General features: G+C 41.7%; 17 protein-coding genes. 7 read left to right on the top strand and 10 right to left on the bottom strand.

What is annotated here, in order from left to right:
• Window positions 1-242 precede the first annotated feature (242 nt).
• From A3775_RS02980 to prfC, 5 genes are all read right to left on the bottom strand, one after another.
• Window positions 243-1424, bottom strand: coding sequence for an aminotransferase class V-fold PLP-dependent enzyme (locus A3775_RS02980; RefSeq protein ID WP_231866928.1), 1182 nt, complete (start codon window positions 1422-1424; stop codon window positions 243-245).
• 307 nt (window positions 1425-1731) lie between these two features.
• The gene (locus A3775_RS02975; RefSeq protein WP_066381606.1) at window positions 1732-3000 is read right to left on the bottom strand and encodes a glycosyltransferase family 1 protein; all 1269 of its coding nucleotides are present in this window, start codon (window positions 2998-3000) and stop codon (window positions 1732-1734) included.
• A 1363-nt stretch (window positions 3001-4363) separates the two neighbouring features.
• Complete coding sequence (locus A3775_RS02970) at window positions 4364-4855, bottom strand: RNA-binding protein (protein WP_066381601.1); 492 nt, start codon at window positions 4853-4855, stop codon at window positions 4364-4366.
• Window positions 4856-5505: 650 nt separating this feature from the next.
• On the bottom strand, window positions 5506-7731 hold the full coding sequence (locus A3775_RS02965; RefSeq protein WP_066381599.1) for a M48 family metalloprotease: 2226 nt from the start codon (window positions 7729-7731) through the stop codon (window positions 5506-5508).
• A 292-nt stretch (window positions 7732-8023) separates the two neighbouring features.
• Window positions 8024-9652, bottom strand: coding sequence for a peptide chain release factor 3 (gene prfC, locus A3775_RS02960; protein ID WP_066381598.1), 1629 nt, complete (start codon window positions 9650-9652; stop codon window positions 8024-8026).
• A 687-nt stretch (window positions 9653-10339) separates the two neighbouring features.
• On the opposite strand from prfC, the gene hemB reads away from it, so the two are divergent.
• Window positions 10340-11329: a porphobilinogen synthase gene (hemB, locus tag A3775_RS02955; protein WP_066423763.1), complete on the top strand. Its 990-nt coding sequence runs from the start codon at window positions 10340-10342 to the stop codon at window positions 11327-11329.
• Between the two features lie 41 nt (window positions 11330-11370).
• On the opposite strand, the gene A3775_RS24005 is transcribed toward hemB, so the two are convergent.
• On the bottom strand, window positions 11371-11508 hold the full coding sequence (locus A3775_RS24005; RefSeq protein ID WP_156481555.1) for a hypothetical protein: 138 nt from the start codon (window positions 11506-11508) through the stop codon (window positions 11371-11373).
• Between the two features lie 166 nt (window positions 11509-11674).
• On the opposite strand from A3775_RS24005, the gene A3775_RS02950 reads away from it, so the two are divergent.
• The 6 genes from A3775_RS02950 to A3775_RS02925 all read left to right on the top strand — a co-directional run bounded on the left by A3775_RS02950 (window position 11675) and on the right by A3775_RS02925 (window position 16836).
• The gene (locus tag A3775_RS02950) at window positions 11675-11965 is read left to right on the top strand and encodes a DNA-binding transcriptional regulator (protein WP_066381594.1); all 291 of its coding nucleotides are present in this window, start codon (window positions 11675-11677) and stop codon (window positions 11963-11965) included.
• 194 nt (window positions 11966-12159) lie between these two features.
• Window positions 12160-13143 carry an alpha-ketoacid dehydrogenase subunit beta gene (locus A3775_RS02945; RefSeq protein ID WP_066381592.1) on the top strand — a complete coding sequence of 328 codons (984 nt, stop codon included), beginning with the start codon at window positions 12160-12162 and terminating at the stop codon, window positions 13141-13143.
• 164 nt (window positions 13144-13307) lie between these two features.
• Window positions 13308-14732: a protein translocase subunit SecD gene (gene secD, locus A3775_RS02940; protein ID WP_066381591.1), complete on the top strand. Its 1425-nt coding sequence runs from the start codon at window positions 13308-13310 to the stop codon at window positions 14730-14732.
• Window positions 14729-15712 (top strand): protein translocase subunit SecF, encoded by a 984-nt coding sequence (gene secF, locus A3775_RS02935; RefSeq protein WP_066381590.1) that lies wholly within the window; start codon window positions 14729-14731, stop codon window positions 15710-15712. The genes secD and secF overlap by 4 nt, the downstream gene beginning before the upstream one ends.
• A 79-nt stretch (window positions 15713-15791) precedes the next feature.
• Complete coding sequence (locus A3775_RS02930; protein ID WP_066381589.1) at window positions 15792-16193, top strand: hypothetical protein; 402 nt, start codon at window positions 15792-15794, stop codon at window positions 16191-16193.
• A gap of 175 nt (window positions 16194-16368) precedes the next feature.
• Window positions 16369-16836, top strand: a complete 468-nt coding sequence (locus A3775_RS02925; RefSeq protein ID WP_066381587.1) for a GNAT family N-acetyltransferase — start codon at window positions 16369-16371, stop codon at window positions 16834-16836.
• Here A3775_RS02925 and A3775_RS02920 read toward each other — a convergent pair.
• The 4 genes from A3775_RS02920 to A3775_RS02905 all read right to left on the bottom strand — a co-directional run bounded on the left by A3775_RS02920 (window position 16796) and on the right by A3775_RS02905 (window position 20285).
• The gene (locus A3775_RS02920) at window positions 16796-17716 is read right to left on the bottom strand and encodes a sensor histidine kinase KdpD (protein WP_066381585.1); all 921 of its coding nucleotides are present in this window, start codon (window positions 17714-17716) and stop codon (window positions 16796-16798) included. The two genes, A3775_RS02925 and A3775_RS02920, sit on opposite strands and share 41 nt — an antisense overlap.
• Before the next feature lie 143 nt (window positions 17717-17859).
• On the bottom strand, window positions 17860-18468 hold the full coding sequence (locus A3775_RS02915; protein ID WP_066423761.1) for an L-threonylcarbamoyladenylate synthase: 609 nt from the start codon (window positions 18466-18468) through the stop codon (window positions 17860-17862).
• Between the two features lie 60 nt (window positions 18469-18528).
• Complete coding sequence (prmC, locus tag A3775_RS02910) at window positions 18529-19452, bottom strand: peptide chain release factor N(5)-glutamine methyltransferase (RefSeq protein WP_066423758.1); 924 nt, start codon at window positions 19450-19452, stop codon at window positions 18529-18531.
• Between the two features lie 5 nt (window positions 19453-19457).
• Entirely contained in the window at window positions 19458-20285 is an 828-nt protein-coding gene (locus tag A3775_RS02905; protein WP_066381577.1) for a Tic22 family protein, read from the bottom strand.
• Window positions 20286-20526: the final 241 nt, after the last annotated feature.

Genomic DNA, 20526 nt, shown 5'->3' with positions numbered 1-20526 from the left:
ATTACTGTTATACTAATTTTGACTGTTTTTTTCTATGAGTTTACAGTACATTCCTTGAGATTATGCTCTTATTATATGCGATATTCAGAAATAAGTAGCACGGCGTAAATAAATTAAGGTTTGTAGTAAGGACTTAAGTCCTTACTACGAACTCAACTTTGATTATGTTACATTACTTAATATACTTTGATTTATTTCTGTCTGGAATGGCTGCATAAGTAAAGACTTTTTATGCAATACTTTTAAAGTTCTGTGAGTGCTTTTGCTAAATATTCGTACTGCTCTAGGGTATTGTAAATCTGTGCGGAAATTCTCAGCAACAATCGCGGTGATTCTGTCCAAGGAACTATCTGTACTTGAATGCCATACTGATCAAATAATTGGTCATGCACAGACATGAAATCACGATTTTCTAATCTAGCTGGCATTGGTACAACTGCCATCGCGCCAATCATGTCTTCAGGACAAGGTGGTGACACTTGCAAAGCTTGACAAAGTAACTGTCTGGCAGCTAATATCATTTGATGATTATGCTGGATCAATCCTTGCCAACCGCCGGGTAACAACGAACCCATGAAAGCGATCGCCTCTGGTACACACATATAAGCTGTATAATCATCTGTACCAGTCCAGTCAAATTCTAACTGAAAGCGTGTTTTATCGGTGCGTGGTGAATTTGCACCGTGGCTAATTGTCAAAGGTCGAATTTCTGGCTGTTTATCTCGACGCACATACAAGAATGCCGCACCCTTGGGCGCAGACAGCCATTTATGACAGTTTCCGGTATAGTAAGTTGCGCCAATTTCTCGCAAATTTAAAGGTATCATTCCCGGTGCGTGTGCGCCATCAATTAAGGTATCTACACCCCGTAGTTGTAATTCCTGTATTAATTCCTGAATGGGAAAAATTAACCCAGTTTGGCTAGTCACATGATCTAATAATGCCAACTTGGTTTTTGATGTGACTTGCTCAATAACTGCCGTTATTACTTGTTGTGGCGACTCTATGGGAAAGGGAATTTTTGCCACGACTACCCGCGCACCTGTGCGACTGGCGATAAAATCCAGCGCATTGCGACAAGCGTTATACTCGTGGTTGGTGGTCAAAATTTCGTCCTCTGCTGTAAAAGTCAGGGAACGTAACACGGAATTTACACCTGTCGTAGCATTGTTAACGAATACCAAATCTTGAACATCAGCGTTCACAAATGCTGCTAGTTTGCTTCTGGCATCATCGAGCAGTGTTTCCCACTCTCTACCAAAAAAGCGTAACGGTTCTTTCTCTAATTGCGATCGCAATCTTTGCTGTATTGCCAACACTGCTTGTGGACAAGCACCAAATGAACCATGATTGAGAAAAGTTACAGATGGGTCAAGTGTCCACAATTTATGTAATTCCGAAGGATGAGGCATGAAGTCTGACATTCTATCCTTCATACTCTAGTTTTTGCAGCATTTATAATATTTTTTAATATAACTAACCTTTGGCTAAATTATTTTAAATAAATAAGTTATCTCAAAGGGTAAAAAGTAAAAGGGAAAAGGTGAGTATCACCCAATTTTCCTAATGCAGTCAAGCAGAAATATATCTCCGGTTAGTTTAACTCACAAGCAGAGAAAACTCAAGGTTTCTCACTTGTGAATTCTGACGGATGGCTTTAGATACCTTCTTCCTTCTTGCTTCCAAATATTACCAATTCCCTCATACCTATTACCAAGGATGTTGATAGTGTTATTGAGTAACTAATGCCGGTTCTGGAACTTTAGTTGTTAAAATTTGGGTATATAGTTCGCTCAGACGCGCAGCCACACCCAGCCAACTAAAAATAGACTCCATCTGTTTTCTAGCAGTTTGACCTAATTCATCCCGCCATTGTGGATTCATCAAAATTCTATCAATCGCTACAGAAAAAGCAGCTACATCTTTTGGTGGTACTAATAAACCTGTTTTTTCTGAGATGACTGTGAATTGCAACCCACCAACATCACTTGCTACTACTGGTGTACCACAAGCCATCGCTTCAATTGCTACGAGTCCAAAAGGTTCGTAATGACTGGGAACAACACAAACATCAGCCGCAGCGTAGTATGTAGGCAGTATATCTTGGCTGAGGCGACCGGGAAGACTTGTAAAGTCGCTCATACCTAATTCTGCCACAATTCCCGCAATGCGATCGCGCTCTCTGCCGTCGCTGTTACCTGGGGTATAACCACCGCCAATAATTAGTTTGAGTTTACCAGAATCCCGTAACTGTGACTCGTTGACTGCACGCACCAAAGTTTCTATACCTTTGCGCGAATCAAAACGTCCTACATACAAGATGACTTTGGCATCTGGTGCAATTCCTAATTCGGCTCTAGCTGTTTCTCTGTTTACTGAGCCAAACTTGGCGATATCTGTACCACAAGGAATTACATCAATATAACCTTTTGTGGACACGAGCGATCGCATGTGTTGCTGTTCTTGGGGACTTGTCGCCACGATTCTGTCTGCTGTTTCTAATACTTGTTTTTCCACAGCTAACCGCTTAGTGGCAATTAAAGGTATTGTATCTACAGCTTTGTATTTGACTGCGCCTAAAGAGTGATAAGTATGAACTTGTTTGCTGCCTTGGATTGCTTTTAATTGCATTCCTACCCAACTAGACAGCCAGTAGTTTGTATGCACCAACGGATAAATAATTTGGTTTTCTTTTTGGAATTGCAGCAATTGTTGGACAAACTCTGGTAAGTGTTTAAAACCATTATCTCTGGGGACAAATTCCTCTGGCCCTGCTGTTAACCGAATTGTCCGACAAAGTGGGCTGTGCTGAACAATTGTTTCTTGTTCAGGGCTGACTCGGCGGCTAAACATATCAACTTGCCATCCTAATTCGGCTAATGCTTTACCTACTTCACGCACGTAAACATTTTGCCCTCCAGCTTCTTCTTTCCCGATTTCAATTGCTGGATCTCCATGAACTGAAATTAAAGCTATCCGTTTTTCAGTGTTCGAGTTCATAGTTTGTGTGTGTTGCTGATTGTGGTTCAGTCGGCGGAAGTTTCAAGTGTGCTGTCTGCACAATTACTTGAATTTGTGAGTAACTGTGAGTATTTTTTATTTTAATTTAATATGCCAAGATTTTTTATATATTTCTTCCTGATTTTTTGCTGTTTTTATTCATTATTTCTATTTGTTTTTTTTATATCTAATTTGCCATATTTATATCTAATACTTTTAATAGATTTATTTCTATTTTTGACTCTATAAACATACAAAAACACTGGTCGCAATCCAGTAAATAAATCAGGTTATGACCTAAAAATTTACTGGTTTTTGGATCAGTTTTACAATATTTGTATATTTTTAGTAAAACTATTAGCAGCAGTATTTTCACTTAATTCATTTAACTGAATTTTTGTGAATTTACAATTTATTTCAACTACTGAAACAAAAAAAGTAAGTCATTAATTACGTTGAATTAAATTGCTTTACTTTGCTATTAATAAGTAGAGTATTTAATATTACTAATATTGCTATGAAAATTTTGTATCTTATAATACAATACACTTTAGTTAAAGGTAATTTTTGTATACCTTCCAAAAAATACTGTTGAAGATTGATTGAAGATTGTTGACTCTTAAAGAATTTTTACCTTGTCTACCTTGTCTACCTCATTCCCCTCATCTTCCAACCTTCGGGTAGGCTTACACCTCCGTACCCCTCCGAGGAAGCAAGCTACGCTTTAGCGTTGCATAGTAAAGAAAAGCTAACGCTACATCTCCCTCTGCTGCCTCCACTTCCTCTACTTCCCTAGATTCCGTGTTTCTTGAAAGCCTCCAACTAGCGGCTTTAGGGAACACCGAAAAATAAATTATCCAAACTGACTGTTAGTAGGGTGCGTCAGAATGAATATTTTCTTGGTATGGCTAGGGTGTCTCGTACTGACGCACCCTACATTTTGGATGTTTTTTGATCTGGAATCCCTGACAGCCAGCATCCGCCAGCTAGATAAAAAGTCAAAACCCCTTCAGCCTAAATTCAGAGTGTAGTGAGACTGAGGGGTTGAAATATATTTACTTAATACGAATTGTTTCCAGTTGAGAGTGTTTCCTTGCCCTCATCCTGGCGGTTGGGACTCTGGAAGAATCAGACACGCTTAACTTAGATGAATAAGTGCGATCGCAACTCTAGGCAAAACTTTGTTTGACTTCATTGACAATCTATAGCCAATTTGGACAAACACATTCAGTTAATCGGTATATTATACCCAACAGTAGCGATCGCACCGTCAACAATAGCCACAATTAGCTCTTGGGTAAAAATTAAAAATTAAAAATCAACAATTCCTGACTTTTAATTCTTAATCTTTTACCTTTGTGATTTAATTGGTGGTTTGTGCTGCTAGCATTTGCTTGAGCTTTTCTAATTCAGAAGCCCAACGAGGATCAGGACGAATAGCGTCTGTATCGGCTGTAGACGCAGCAGTGTTTTCGCGTCCACCACCACCGCGACGAGATTTCTTAGAACCTTTTTCACGGCGGTTGCTTTCTTTGTTAGCTTTAGGTACAGGCGCACCACCTGCTGGTGTTGCTGCTGCTTGCTCATCACCCTCATCACCTTTAGTACGGGGTAATGCTTTCTCTAACTTAATGGGGGTTTCTTTGAACAATTGACCGTTATACTTTTCAATAATTTGGTCTGCTTGTTCATCATTATTGACTGTCAGAAACCCAAAACCGCGACACTTCCCAGTTTTACGGTCTTTGATCAGCTTAGTCGTCACAGCATCGCCTTCAGCAGCAAACACTGCTTGTAGCTCTTGACGATCTATTTCTTCTTTTGGCAAATTGCCTATATATAGGCGAACGGACATGAACTATACCTCCAGAGTTGAATGAACATGGCCAGGCAAGAAAACAATGGCTTGGCTTTAACTTTTAAATGCTATTGACCAAGACTGCCATAAACCAATTTTTTTACTCCAAACTGTCAACCTATACAATACAGTTTTTGTTGGGATAAAACTTTTTGATTGAAAAAGCGTACAAACCGCTCCACTAATACCACCTTAATTTTAAAGGTTTTAAACTTGTTTTTTGCTGCTTCTTGCTATCAGCATTTTTTCAATGCCTTTGCCCGCAGAAATAAATACCATTCCCTACATTACCACGGTATTTTCTACGTAGCTAGTTCAGCATACACTTTTCTAGCAATAGTTTTTAGTCATATATTAACCTATCGTAACATAAAATACACATTTATTCAAGTGTAAATATTTGGAAACAAAAACCAGCCTGTGGCTGGTCGATTTACTGCTGTGTTGGGAGGATAAACAAAGATAGATTGGCGCAAGCAGCCACTGGTAGTCACCTAGCTGGAACGCTTGTTATTTCATTTATCTGATATTTTGTAAATAAATGTAACACTTGACAGCAACATTTGCAATGTTTGGTTACATTCTGCTGGGTGTAGGATAAAATCCAATGCCCAATGACTCATGACTAATGACTAATGACTAACAACCTAGCCAGTCAAGAAAATATAAGCACCCCAAGCTTGGGCGGCAACTGCTAAGACTGTAGACCAAATGGGATGATGGCTATAGATAGTTTTACCGCTTTGAGTTTGTAAGCTTTGGATGTCAATCCAGGGTGTTGCACCTCGGCGAAACCAACCTGTAACTGTTACTTGTCTACCAATTAAATCTTGATGAGCCATTGATTTTCCCAACCAGGAAACATGATGGAGTTTCACTAAGCCTTGGCTGGATTGTAATATTAAATCTTGGGCTAAAGAATTATTAATACCTTGGCGGCCTAGTAGCTTACCGACAAAACGCACCTTGATGCTATCACTAGGAATGCTTGAGGGATTGGCTAACAGGGAAGGTAACTGTTGTTCAGTTTGTATGTTATGGGCTTTGATATCGGGAAAAAAGGAGTTCATTCGCAACACTATACCAATGCTGATGCAGATGAGTAGGCAACCTGTAACAAATGACCAATCGTCGTAAATCCATTTGAGGTTTAAAATTTTCAAGGCGAAAGCAGTTTGCCACAGTAGCCAAATTAAACCCGCAAACACAAAACCTAAAGGAATCCCTAAAAATGGCGCGATTTGCAGCCAGAAAGTCTGACGAGTCAGATTTAGTATTTGTTGACTCAGGGCTTGTTGGTTAGTAAAGTGCAGTTCGGGGTCTATATGCCAGTGTCGAGCTATCTGGCATAATCGGTGAAGGCGATCGCCCATTAAAGGATGAGTGTTATTCATCGTAAACCAACGTCGATAGGGGTTGACATGATCCCACATCAACATGGATTCAAAGGTGAGATAACCTGCCACACTACCGAAACTAATACTTTGTTGATAACTGACTGGCAGTAAAAGATTTAAACTTTCTAATTGTCCTGTAGTCTGTTCTTGTCTTTGAATATCAGCAGCAATGCCAATAGTGATTTTCAGCAAGGCACGAATTAAGCCGTTGGGATTTCCGGTGATTTCCGCAGCTAGGCGATCGCTATAGTAAAGGCGTATGCGAGAATACAGTAAAGCTGTACCACTCAGGACACACCACAACCCATAGAGCAAACTGGATACAATAGTAAATGGCCAATGCCATATCCCGCGTGATTTCTGATCACCCCAAATTGCTACCTGCTGATAGAGTTGATAAATTGGCAACGTTATTAGCAGCAGTAAAGACATCAGGATAAAATCTCTGTGGGTAATCTCCCCTAGCTGCATGGCATAAATGGTAGCAATTTCATCATCTGCTAGTTGATCTAACAGCCCTTGACTGACTACAATCCGGGCATTGCGGGGTAAGTTGCCATAAGTTAGGGCTATTGGTGCGGCTATTGGTAAAATTCGTAGTTGGGGTGCTGGCCAATGTCGCTGTTGACAATAGCGATGTAGCACCCGCAGCGTTTCCCGACTGTGGTTGTGTAGGACATCTTTAGATAATTCTCGCTGTCCATACAACTGGGCTAACAACCAGTCTAATACCCAAGGTGAGATGGCGATCGCTATCAACAAAACTGTCAACAACGCTGGGGTAGGATCACGATACAACAACTGTACTGGTTGTAAGTAGGGCAATTTCACTAAAGTCCAATTAATTGTACCCATTGTGAACTTCAGGATAGCTTGCAACACCCAAAACAATGCTATGAATGTGCCACCTGCTAACAGTTGTAAGGGTATCCAACTGGGTTTTTGTAAAGGCTGCCAAACTTTGGCGCGTTTTGCTTGTCGCCAATAAATGCCAAATTCCTTAGTTGTGGCGTAACTTGTCACGCCAAATAAATTATGATTCGCTAAATTAGGTCTTTCTATAAATTGTGTTGGCAAACCCACAGAGGGCAACGTGGATGAATAATGAGATTTTGTTTTGGCTACGGCTGGTTTTGATTTGGCAGTAACCTCAGCATTATTTGCCCTGCTATTGGCATAATTTGGTTTTTTTTGGCGTTTTGTCTGATTTTTTGTCAAATGAACTAGCGCAACTTCTGCCCACTCTTTCACCTTTGGGTTTTGGCTGTCAGTGAGAGTTTGACACAGGGCGATCGCCTTACGGACTTCGCCACTGCGTGCATAAGCCATGACTAACCCTACCCTAGCTTGCAAGCTAGCAGTACCATTACCGTGATAGCTGGCTAAGGGTTCTAGTTGCGCGATCGCTGTTTGGTAATTACCCTGCTTGAGGGCAATTAAACCAGCCTCCAAAGACGATTTAGCGTGTGAAGGCATAGAAATTTTAGCACTCCCATCTGTGTAAATTGAGCCACGGTGATACAAAAGCGCGCATCACAAGGGATGCCGTGGACATCAACTTCACCAGTCATCTCCAGCTAGAGTGATATCAATTCGCAATTCGCAATTCGCAATTAACCAAGTCAGATGTTATTTGGGTTTTACGGTTTGCATCTGTGACTGGATTTTAGAGAATTGGTATAATTTGTAATTCCTAATTCTGAATTCAAAAATCCACTCACTCTGAAAGTCTTAATTTTGAATTTTGAATTTTGAATTTTGAATTGTATTACTCCTCAACTGGTTTTTGAGCGGAAAAGACTGGGGCGATCGCGCTTAATTTCAACTCTGGATGATCACCCTGTAACTGTTGACAATTCCATTCATTGCGGAATAGTAAAACTGGACGACCCATATTGTCTTTGACTGTGGTGGTATTAAATATGCGTCCCACCTTGTTCAAAGCTTCCCAGCCACCTTCTACCCACCGGGCAACACTATAAGGTAGTAGTTCTAGCAGGGTTTCTACACCATACTCGTTTTGTAAGCGAAATTGCACCACCTCAAACTGTAACTGACCCACAGCTGCCATAATCGGGTCGCGTTTAGCTTCATCAGTTGAGTACATGATTTGTACTGCACCCTCTTCTCGTAATTCGGAGATGCCTTTTTGGAATTGCTTAAACTTTGAGGGGTTGGGGTTGCGAAGAATCGCAAACAGTTCCGGCGAAAAATACGGAATTCCCTCATATTCCAGCTTCTGCCCTGTGTAAATTGTATCGCCGATAGCAAAAACACCTGGATTATTTAAACCGATGACATCGCCTGGATAAGCTACATCAATCGATTCTCGCTCTTGAGCAAAGAGTTTTTGTGGTCTTGATAACCGGACAACTTTGCCTGTGCGAGCATGATTAACTGTCATATCTTTTTCAAACTTACCAGTGCAGACCCGGACAAAAGCAACGCGATCGCGATGTTTTGGATCCATATTGGCTTGCAGTTTGAAGACAAACCCTGAAAACTCTGGATATGTAGGGGGTACTTCACCGACGCTGCTATGATGAACACCTGGTTTTAGTGCATAGTCAAGGAAGCACTTAAGAAATAACTCTACCCCAAAGTTGGTCATTGCGCTACCAAAGAACACAGGGGTCATTTTGCCTTGATGCACCAAATCTAAATCTAGTTCTGGCCCTACGCCTTCTAACAGTTCTAAATCATTTTTGAGTTGGTAGTACAGGTCTTGTTCTAGGAGTTCTTCAATTCTCGGATCGCCCAAGTCCACAATTGTATCGCGGGCTTCTTTACTGCCGTGGGCGGTACGTTCAAACAGGTGGATTTGTTGCTGCATTCTATCAAATACACCTTTAAAGCGATCGCCCATCCCAATCGGCCAGTTAACCGCATAGGTTTGCAGTCCCAATTCTTGCTCAATCTCGTCCAATAATTCCAAAGCTTCCCTACCCGGACGGTCGAGTTTGTTAACAAATGTAAAAATTGGTAAACCCCGCAATTTACATACCTCAAACAACTTGCGAGTTTGGGGTTCCAAACCTTTAGCAGCATCAATCAACATCACCGCATTATCAGCCGCCGCTAAGGTGCGATAAGTATCTTCACTAAAATCCTGGTGTCCTGGTGTATCAAGTAAATTAATTTGACAGTTTTTGTATTCAAACTGTAACACTGTAGAGGTGATAGAAATACCCCGTTGTTGTTCCATCGCCATCCAGTCGGATGTAGCTTTGCGTTGCGCCCGGCGAGCCTTCACAGCACCAGCTTCGTGAATTGCACCCCCGTAGAGTAGTAGCTTTTCTGTCAGCGTAGTTTTACCAGCATCCGGGTGAGAGATAATTGCAAAGTTGCGGCGACTTTCAACTGCTTGACTAAGTTCTGTCTTCAGTTCAGTTGACATAAACTCTCTTGACTTCCTTGTTACGTAACTTAATTTTTCTACTTTAGCGAGTCCTTTCATCTTAAAACAACGATGCTCGTGATAGGCTCATGCTAGGTAGGTCAAAATTTAAAATGCCAAAAATTGATCACAGACAACCCGATGCTTTGGTGTCTGGATGAAGTTCCTGTGTTTTGTCAATCTACCAGGTATTGATGAACATATATTCAACTATTGGCTGTTGATGTTGATAATTTTTAATAAAAATTATTATAAAAGCATCTCGAAAATTGAGAACTTAGAAATAGATGATGAAGCGTTAATTAATATCTCAGATATTGAGATTTATTCATGAAAAAATTGCTCAGATTTGTCTTTTTTTGTGCTGTAAAGAGAGATCAACTTATTCTAAATTTGGGATGAGCAATCTCAAATCCGTGATCGCCAGTGTAACTGAGCAAGGTGAGTCAGGGCTAGAGTCATCAAAAAAATTGCGGCAGAGTACCGTCAGCAACCAGAAAAGTCTTTCGCCCCTGCCCCTTGTCCCCTGCCTCCTGTAGAATACAAAATTGCCCCACAGCTTGAGCAGGAGTAGGGCAAAGGACAGTTAAGCACTGTCTTTAGTGTCACTGAAAATAGCGAAGTTTCGTCCTACTTTTGTGACGCTTTGTTTTTTGTCCATTTTATTGTATTTATTGACGAAAGTTTATGTACCCCAATCATCGCCCTCGTCGTTTGCGTACTCATCCCCAACTGCGGCGGATGGTACGAGAAACAGTCTTAACCACCAATGATTTAATTTATCCATTGTTCGCCGTACCTGGTGAGGGTGTTGCCAATGAAGTTAAATCTATGCCTGGAGTCTACCAACTTTCGGTAGATAAAATTGTCGAAGAGGCGAAAGAGGTTTATGATTTAGGCATTCCGGCAATTATTTTGTTTGGGATTCCTGAAGATAAAGATGCAGATGCTACCGGTGCTTGGCATGATTGCGGTATTGTACAAAAAGCAGCAACGGCTGTGAAAGCAGCATTACCGGATTTGATTGTGATTGCCGACACTTGTTTGTGTGAGTATACCAGTCACGGTCACTGTGGTTATTTAGAAATTGGTGACTTAACAGGGCGAGTTCTCAATGATCCTACCTTGGAACTATTGAAGAAAACGGCCGTATCTCAAGCTCAAGCCGGTGCGGATATCATCGCGCCTTCTGGGATGATGGATGGTTTTGTGCAGGCAATTCGTACAGCTTTGGATGAAGCTGGATTTCAAGACACGCCGATTTTATCTTATGCTGCTAAGTATGCTTCAGCTTACTATGGCCCATTCCGGGATGCAGCCGAGTCTACACCCCAATTTGGTGACAGAAGAACTTACCAAATGGATCCAGGTAACGCCCGTGAAGCCATCAAAGAGATTGAGTTAGATATTGCTGAGGGGGCTGATATGCTCATGGTCAAGCCAGCTTTAGCATACATGGATATCATCTGGCGTGTCAAGGAAGCCAGTAACTTACCTGTGGCGGCTTATAACGTCTCTGGTGAGTATTCAATGGTGAAAGCTGCGGCGTTGAATGGCTGGATTGATGAAGAGCGTGTAGTCATGGAAACTTTAACCAGTTTCAAACGTGCTGGTGCAGACTTAATTTTAACCTATCATGCCAAAGATGCGGCTAGATGGTTGCAAAAACCTGCATGATGTGGAGAAATCACCAAAAATATTAGAGAGACGTAACATGATTACGTCTCTTTTTTGGCTTGATGTTGCACAGTCTTGTAGGGTGCGTCAGACTGCTTAAATGCTGTCAATAAACAGATGGTTGATATCTGACGCACCCTACTATGATGCCAGTTGCGTAAGTCCTGTTGATGTTGCATAGAAGATTTTGTATGGGATGTTACAGAAATTAGTAGCTACATTTGCCAAAGAGGGAGGCGATCGCGATAAAATAGTATAGATAACAAACTTTTAATCACCGTTATTGACATCTAATGTCAATTGATTTAATAAAAAAGTCAACATTTTTCCACAGGAGCATGAAATATGGATATGCAAGTCCTGAGAGAACGAGCAGGCCTCAGCCGTGCAGAAGTTGCCTTCAGGCTTGCAATCAGTGAAACCAGCGTTCGCAATTGGGAGGCTGGGCGCACTGAACCGACAATGACACCGAAAAAATATTTGGCAGCTTTACACCTCTTCCAATGTACACCGGAAGAACTGGCAAATGCCAGCGAAAAGTCGGTTAATCAGCGACATAAACGCAAGCCAGGAAGACCAAGAAGGTTTCCAGACAATCAGGTAACGCAGGTGACTGATTCGCCAGTTTGCAGCTGATACCCTGACTAGATAAAAATTCATAATTACTCATGCAAGGCAACAATCAAGCGATTACCCATCAAAGACAAAAACAGCGCACAAAGCAGGTGGAAATTTTTAATTTCCTGTGGTGGTAGTAGTGCGATCGCTCACGGTATTGGTGACACTAGCGCGATAAGATTCTAAAACGATAGTCGTAAAAAAAGGTCTAAATGGCAGAAACACTATTCTTCAACGCTCTGCGGGAAGCCATTGATGAAGAAATGGCTCGTGATTCCAGTGTATTTGTTCTTGGTGAAGACGTAGGACACTATGGCGGTTCTTATAAAGTCACCAAAGACCTATACAAAAAATATGGTGATTTGAGAGTCTTAGATACTCCCATCGCTGAAAACAGCTTTACTGGTATAGCAGTAGGCGCAGCAATGACTGGATTGCGGCCAATCATAGAAGGTATGAATATGGGCTTTTTGCTCCTCGCCTTCAACCAAATCTCTAACAACGCTGGGATGTTACGTTACACCTCCGGCGGTAACTTTAAAATTCCAATGGTAATTCGTGGGCCTGGTGGTGTAGGTAGACAACTAGGTGCAGAACACTCACAACGCCTAGAAGCTTACTTCCAAGCCGTACCAGGATTGAAGATTGTCGCCTGCTCCACCCCTTACAACGCCAAAGGACTGCTAAAATCTGCTATCCGTGATGATAATCCAGTATTGTTCTTTGAACACGTTTTACTTTACAATTTAAAAGAAAATCTGCCAGAGGAAGAATACATACTACCCTTGGATAAAGCAGAAGTTGTGCGTCGCGGGAAAGATGTCACAATTTTGACCTACTCACGGATGCGTCACCATGTTATGCAAGCCGTCAAAGCTTTAGAAAAACAAGGTTACGACCCAGAAGTAATTGATTTAATATCCCTAAAACCATTAGATTTTGATACTATTGGTGCATCCGTGCGTAAAACCCATCGCGTGATTATAGTAGAAGAATGTATGCGAACTGGGGGTATTGGTGCAGAATTAACCGCTTCGATAAACGATCGCCTGTTTGATGAATTAGACGCACCAGTGCTAAGGCTATCATCTCAAGATATTCCCACACCATACAACGGCACTCTAGAACGCCTGACAATCGTACAGCCAGAGCAAATTGTGGAAGCTGTACAGAAAATGGTGGCGATGAGAGTCTAGGGACTGGAAGGGACTCTTGACTGGGGAGGATGAGGGGGATGAGGTAGAAATTCTTGAACAGTCAACAATCAACAGTCAACAATCTTGATTTGTCCCCAATCCCCATTGACTCAAAACTGATGCAAAGAGCGTTATTATAGCCTTTGTCAGTTGCGAGTGATGGTATGCAGAGACAGCGATCGCTATTAGCTTTAATTTTTGTATTGGTAATCGCCGCCATTGCGACGATTGCCTTAATTCCCATCCCCTTGGGGCTAGACTTACGAGGCGGATCACAACTTACAATTCAGGTGAACACCACAGCAGAGATTAAGCAAATCACCGAACGTGAATTAGATGCGGTGAAAAAAGTTGTGGAAGGCCGAATTAATGGGCTTGGTGTTTCCGAACCAGTCATCCAAACTGTCGGTACAGATAAAATCCTTGTGCAGTTACCAGGGGTGAATGATCCAGAACAAGCAGAACGAGTCTTGGGTGGTACAGCACAGCTAGAATTTCGCCTACAAAAACCCAATACAGAAACTCAATTATTTGCTTTTCAAGCATCAAGGGCAGAACTAAAAGCCAAGCAAGACGAATTCAGAAAAAGTAACGATCAAGCCGCAATTAATCAAAATTTAGAAGAATTACAAAAAAATAATCAAGCGATCGCTGAATTATTTGAAAGCACCAACCCACCGCTTGATGGTAAATATCTTCAAGATGCCTATGGCGAACCCACCCAACAAGGTGGTAACTGGAATGTTGCCATTCGTTTCGATCAAAAAGGTGGAGAACTATTTGCCGTACTCACCAAAAACCTCGCAGGTACAGGACGCAGCATCGGTATATTTCTAGATAATGAACTCATCAGTTCACCCGTGGTTGGGCCAGAATTCGCCGCAACCGGAATTACAGGTGGTTCTGCAATCATTACAGGTAGGTTTACCGCACAACAAGCCAATGATTTAGGCGTACAACTGCGCGGTGGTGCTTTACCCGTACCAGTGGAAATTGCTGAAATCCGCACCGTTGGCGCAACCTTGGGTAAAGACAGTATCACCAGCAGCATCTATGCTGGTATGGGTGGTCTGATTTTAGTATTAATCTTTATGGTGGTGTACTATAGACTACCAGGATTAATTGCGGATTTAGCTTTAATCGTCTACGCCATCTTGACTTGGGCTACCTTTGCTCTACTAGGTGTAACTCTCACCTTGCCGGGAATCGCTGGTTTTATTCTCAGTATCGGTATGGCAGTAGACGCAAACGTACTAATTTTTGAACGCACCAGAGAAGAGTTAAGAGCCGGTAAATCGCTGTATCGTTCTGTAGAATCTGGTTTTTATCGCGCCTTTTCTAGTATCCTAGACGGCAACTTGACAACATTGATTGCCTGTGCCGCCCTATTTTGGCTCGGTGCTGGTTTAGTCAAAGGCTTTGCTTTAACTCTGGCTTTGGGTGTAGCTGTGAGTATGTTTACCGCTATTACCTGTAGTCGCAGCTTAATGTTTGTTGCAATTTCCATTCCCTCACTACGGAAAGCAGAACTGTTTTGTCCAAACCTGCCAGCATCAGGTGCATCTAATAAGGCAGAGGTAGCTAAATGAAACTCAGTATTAACAAATCGCGATCGCTGTGGTGGACTATTTCTAGTGCCATTATCTTGGTTGGTATCATCTCAATGGTGATTTCTTGGCAAAACCCCAACATTCGCGCCCCCCTACGTCCAAGTTTGGATTTCGTCGGTGGCACAAGATTACAATTGGAACGAGATTGTACTCAACCCGGAAACTGTGATCAGCCCATAGATATTAACGAGGTGCGCGAAGTCGCTAAAGCACAGGGACTTGGTGATAGCAGCATCCAAATCATCGCTGACAAAGAAACACGCCAAGAAAATGGTATCTTAATTCGCACAAAAAATTTAGATCGTGAACAGCGTATTCAATTACAAACGGCTTTAAGCGAAAAAGTCGGTACTTTTGACGAGCAAAAAAATCAAATTGACACCGTAGGGCCTACCTTGGGGCGAGAATTGTTTACCTCTGGTATCATTGCTCTGATTGTGTCTTTTTTGGGCATCGTTCTTTATTTAACCTTCAGGTTTCAGCTAGACTATGCCATCTTCGCAATTATTGCCCTGTTTCACGATGTACTCGTCACCCTAGGAATTTTCTCAATTTTCGGTCTGGTGTTCGGTACAGAAGTAGATAGTCTGTTTATTGTGGCTCTACTGACAATTACAGGTTTCTCCGTCAACGATACAGTAGTAATTTATGACCGCATTCGCGAAACATTAAAAGCAACTCCCAACCGACGGGTTACTGAAATTGTTGATGATGCCGTTAATCAAACTTTAGGCAGATCAATCAATACAACTCTCACTACTATGCTGCCATTGTTAGCTATCTTTATATTTGGTGGCGAAACCCTGAAAAACTTTGCTTTAGCCCTGATTTTTGGCTTTCTAGCAGGAGCTTATTCTAGTATTTTTGTTGCTAGCACCCTCTTAACTTGGTGGCGAGAACGAACAGGTCAATCTACAGTAGTAGCAAGTGCTGGAGTAGCTGATACATCTGTTGAGTAGTCATTAGTCATTAGTCATTAGTCATTAGTCATTAGTCATTAGTCAACAATCAACACTCAACAATTAACACTATTGCATAATGGCTCAATCCGAAGAACCTAACATTTATACCAATGACCAATCTTTAGCTCAACAAGTTCAAAGGCTACACCAGTTGACTGTATATGGGCGTTGGCTGTTTGTTGGCTTTTTGTGGTTGACAATTGCGCCTATCTGTGTATGGAATATGCGGGGGGAAATTGCACTATGGCAACAATACTTTACTTGGGTAGCAGTGCGCTATGGACTGTTCTACCACCCCCTGTCTGCCATCGGTTTAGCATTTTGTATAGGTATGACTGCTAGTGTTTTAGTGTGGCAAAGTCGCAACATTTTGCTGGGCTTGCCACAGCATGAAAAGCAACGTTTAGAAAAACAAGTATTTCAAATCCGTAAACAAGGCAGCACTCACCCCTTATGGAAGTGGGTGATTAACAATTAACAGGGAACGGGGAACAGGGAACAGGGAACGGGGAACAGGGAACAGGGAACAGGGAATGAGGAAAGAGCCGATTATTTTTTTTAATGAGTTGCGTATAGATACACTAATTCAGTAATTTCATGCACAATTATGATTAAAAGACAGTAACAATGCTGCCACATCGGAGTGCCTATACATGAACCAGCCTCAGATTCAATTTTGTCATCACCAGTCTAAAGTAGACCTTCACCAACTCCAAGAACTATTTAATCTTGCAGCATTCTGGGCAAAAGGACGCAGTATTGAGGATTTGAGTACAGCTATTGCTAATAGTGATCCGGTAATTTCTGTATGGGATGGAGAAAGATTGATTGGTTTTGCTAGAGCAACTTCTGATGGTATATATCGAGGTACAATCTGGGATGTTGTGATTCACCCAGATTATCGTGGCACAGGATTAGGAAGCAAATTAGTAGAAACTGTTTTGAGTCATCCCCGGATGCAGGTTGAGCGCGTATATTTGATGACTACCCATCAACAAAGTTTCTACGAAAAAATTGGTTTCCAAGCTAATTACACTACAACTATGGTGTTATGCAACCAATCAGAAATTAGCACTCTGACTACTGGGGAAGTTCAGCTTCAAGAGTCGCTAGGGGCATAGATACCTGTAATCTCGTCAACTGCTCTGTTTCTCCAGAATTGGGTGATGGTAGGATTTCTAGTTTACCTCCCATCACTGCTAACAGATTTTGATTGAGTAATAGCTTCATTCCTGGAGACAGAGCAGTTTTCTCTGGCTCAATCTCCACAGATTTGTGTTCTGATTTGAGTAAATCTATTGACTCATGGCTGAGTAATGCGTGAGTTGGGACATCTAGCCAAATATTGACAAAATCACTTGTTGATGCTCTGCCAGTGGAAATATAAATACTGCCTTCTTTCATTTGAGAAAGTGCAGTATCTACTAAATTTAGTAATATTTGACGTAACCACTTTTGATCTGCCAAAACATAAATCTCTGACTCTGGCGGTAATATTCGCAACTTGAAATTGCGATCTACCGCCAACATATAAATTAAATTATGAACTTCCTGTAAAACATTAGCTAAAGGCTGGGGCTGAATATCTAATTTATTAGTGCCGTGTTCTGTCTTGGCGACAGTGAGAATTTCATCCATCAGATGTAAAAGCTTTAAAGCACGCTCGTGAGCTTGGGCGATAAATTCGCGCTCTTCTGCCGGATTTTCACACAAATCTGACAAAATTAGCTGATGTAAGCCAATCAGTCCATTTAGAGGCGATCGCAATTCATGGGTAGTCCGCGCCAAAAAACCGGCTTTAAACTGGCTCATTTCCTCAGCCATCTGATACGCCAGTTGTGTGTTTTTTAACTCTTCTAATATTTGTGGTGTGTGCTGTGGCTGTGTCAACTCTACTGGGGATTGGTTGGAGTTAGCCTTTGCAGTTCTCGCCCATAACCAACGAGAACTTATCCCCATTACCAATCCGGTTCCTAGATATATCCAGTTACTCCAATTCATAATTTCGCAGCTATCAACTTGTTAATTATGCACAAAGCTGTCAAATCAGTTTTCCAAATTCCCTAGTTCATTGGTTATCTGTAAGTATGTCACTAAAATTACAGGAAGTCACTGCTATATTAGTAATAACACCATTTGCTGCTCTAGCTTCCCGCCTGTAAATCTAAATTTACTCCCCCTTGCCGTAAGATTTGCCAATTTATCCCTGTCCATTTAGCAACAGTTGAAGGGAGACTAATTTCAGTATTGTCACCAAAAGAGTTGATAGCGGTGGGTTCTAATGTCAGAACTTCGGGGAATTGAGCATCAATTTCTGCCATTGTTTGTAAAGGTGGCTGTCCTGAAAAATTTGCGCTAGTGGTGGCAAGCGGCCCTGTTTGCGCCAAAATAGTTTGAGCGATCGCACTGTTCGGGACTCGAATCCCAATAGTTGTGGGATCAGTGGGATTCATCGCTGGTGGAATGCGATCGCTAGCAGGTAACACCAATGTTAATGCTCCCGGCCAATACTGAGTTACGACTTGCTGCCAAATCTTATACTCTTGTTCACTACCTAGGACATAAGGCCATAAATCCTCTGCACTAGCCCCCATCAAAATCAAAGGCTTGTCTTGACTGCGCTTTTTAGCAGCAAAAATCAACGCCGCTTGTGCTGGCAAAGCTGCTAATGCGGGAACGGTATCAGTAGGAAAACTTACTACAGCACCAGCACGAACACCAGCTATTAAACCCTCTAATGAAACTTTGGTCATACTTACAGTTATGAGTTATTTGAATGATCACTTCACTACTCATAACTCAAAACTCCGCACTCAGCACTCATCTTTGATATAAGCTAAGGCAAAACGTTCAATACCCTCTAAATCAGTATGAATTTGAATATTGCTATAACTACCTTGCTGGTGTAAAAGTGTTACCACTGTCTGGGCTTGTCCTGCCATCATTTCAATTAGCCACACGCCACCAGGACGTAAATATTTAGGTGAGATTGCTATCAACTGGCGAATGTCATCTAAGCCATCAAGGCCGCCATTTAAAGCTAAATGCGGTTCATGGTTGATTACTTCTGGTTGCAATGTCGGCAAAATGTGACTAGGAATATAAGGTGGGTTAGACACCATACCGCTAAACTGACCTTTGAGGGCAGTTAATGGCTGCCACCATGAACCCTGATAAAATCGCATCCGGTCGGCTAAACCTAAATTCTGGGCGTTTTCTTGAGCGATCGCCAAAGCTTCTAAACTGTAATCCACAGCATGAATTGTGGCCTTGGGAAAGGCATCTGTCAATCCCAAGGCGATCGCACCACTCCCAGTCCCTAAGTCTACCCAATGTCCTTGTTCTAGCTGTGTTGCTAATGGACTTTTAGCAGCAGCAGCCACAGCTAAATCAATCAAGCACTCTGTTTCAGGTCTGGGTATTAAAACTGCGCTGGACACCTGTAGCTGAAAATTTCGCCAAGGTGTAGTTCCCGCAATGTATTGTACTGGTAAGCGTTCATTTAAGCGTCTTTGCCACAAATGTTCTAAGTCTTCTAAAGACAAACTCATGGCAATCTCAGCTTGGTTTTTAAAAGATGCCAAACGCAAGGACAAGCGGTCTAAGCCAGCTATTTCTTGCAGCAGCCAATCAACTTCCGCTACTGAAATCTGATAAGCGATCGCCCCTTCAATAGCTCTGTTGCGCCATTGCCAAACTTGTAAACCAGAAACTACATTTAGCTTATTATTCGCCATCCTTGTTAATTGGACTTTTTCGCCGGACTGGCGTTGTTATTTCGATTCGCCGGAGATTTAGCCCCATTTTCTTTTGGTAGTGTTCTAATATATTCTCTTGATTCTGGGGATGGGATCAAGACAACTTGGTTGAGCCAAGGGTCATTTTTCTCCTGTAGTGTCTTGATAACTCCATCTACATCTATTACCTGAATATCAGCTTTAGGAAACTTTGGCTTAACTTGGTTTAATAAACCTAGTGCATCTCGTTTACTAAAAAACAAAGGTACAACTTGTTCTTTTTCAGAACCTAGTTGAATTGGTACATAACCTTGATCTGGCGCAAATCTCACAGCAAAAATCGGTACACTCGTAAATTGATCTACCTTCTGCCCGCTTTGACGCAATAAATCCATCGCCCCCTTAATTTCCTGATCTACAGGTTTAAATGCAAATAAAAGACGATTTGGATCTGATTTAGTTTGTTGTAATTGCTGATAAATTACCCCCAAAGGTACAGGTGTCACTTGTAGGCTTTTGACAATTTCTGCCATTTTTGGGTCTTTACCTTGGGCATTCCGCAAATCGTTAATAAAAGCTTGCGCCTCTTGCCGACTTAAATAAGCCCCTGTCACCGAACCACCGGGTTTTTGTCCGTTTTGTCCTGCTGGTAAAGGACGGCTCAAAGGTAAACCCTTGTCATTTGTAACTAGATATACAGGTATAACATCTAATTTTTCTTTAATTTGTTGTTCTGACAATGCCAATACTGGGATATTTCCTACAAAAACTGATCCCAGCAATGTACTTCCAACTAAACCCAATGTTGCGCCCCAGCGAACCAATGCTTTCATGATGACTCCTTAAGTCAATATGTCAATTCAGTTTAGACAAATAGTTTGATCTGCACAGCACCAATTTGGTACCAACTTTTATCAGTTATATAGCAATCCATTTGAGATGGGAAAAACTGATGAGCATAGTTTCATCTTCACAATCTACTCTTCAAACATGATATTTTCCCATCCATCAGGATTCCATTGATGACATTGTTACCTGTTGACACTACTAGAGTGAGATTTTTTTCGGCTGACT

Origin of the sequence: Anabaena sp. 4-3, assembly GCF_001597745.1 — a bacterium.
Classification (GTDB): Bacteria; Cyanobacteriota; Cyanobacteriia; order Cyanobacteriales; family Nostocaceae; genus Trichormus.
This window is presented reverse-complemented; position numbering and strand designations above follow the sequence as displayed.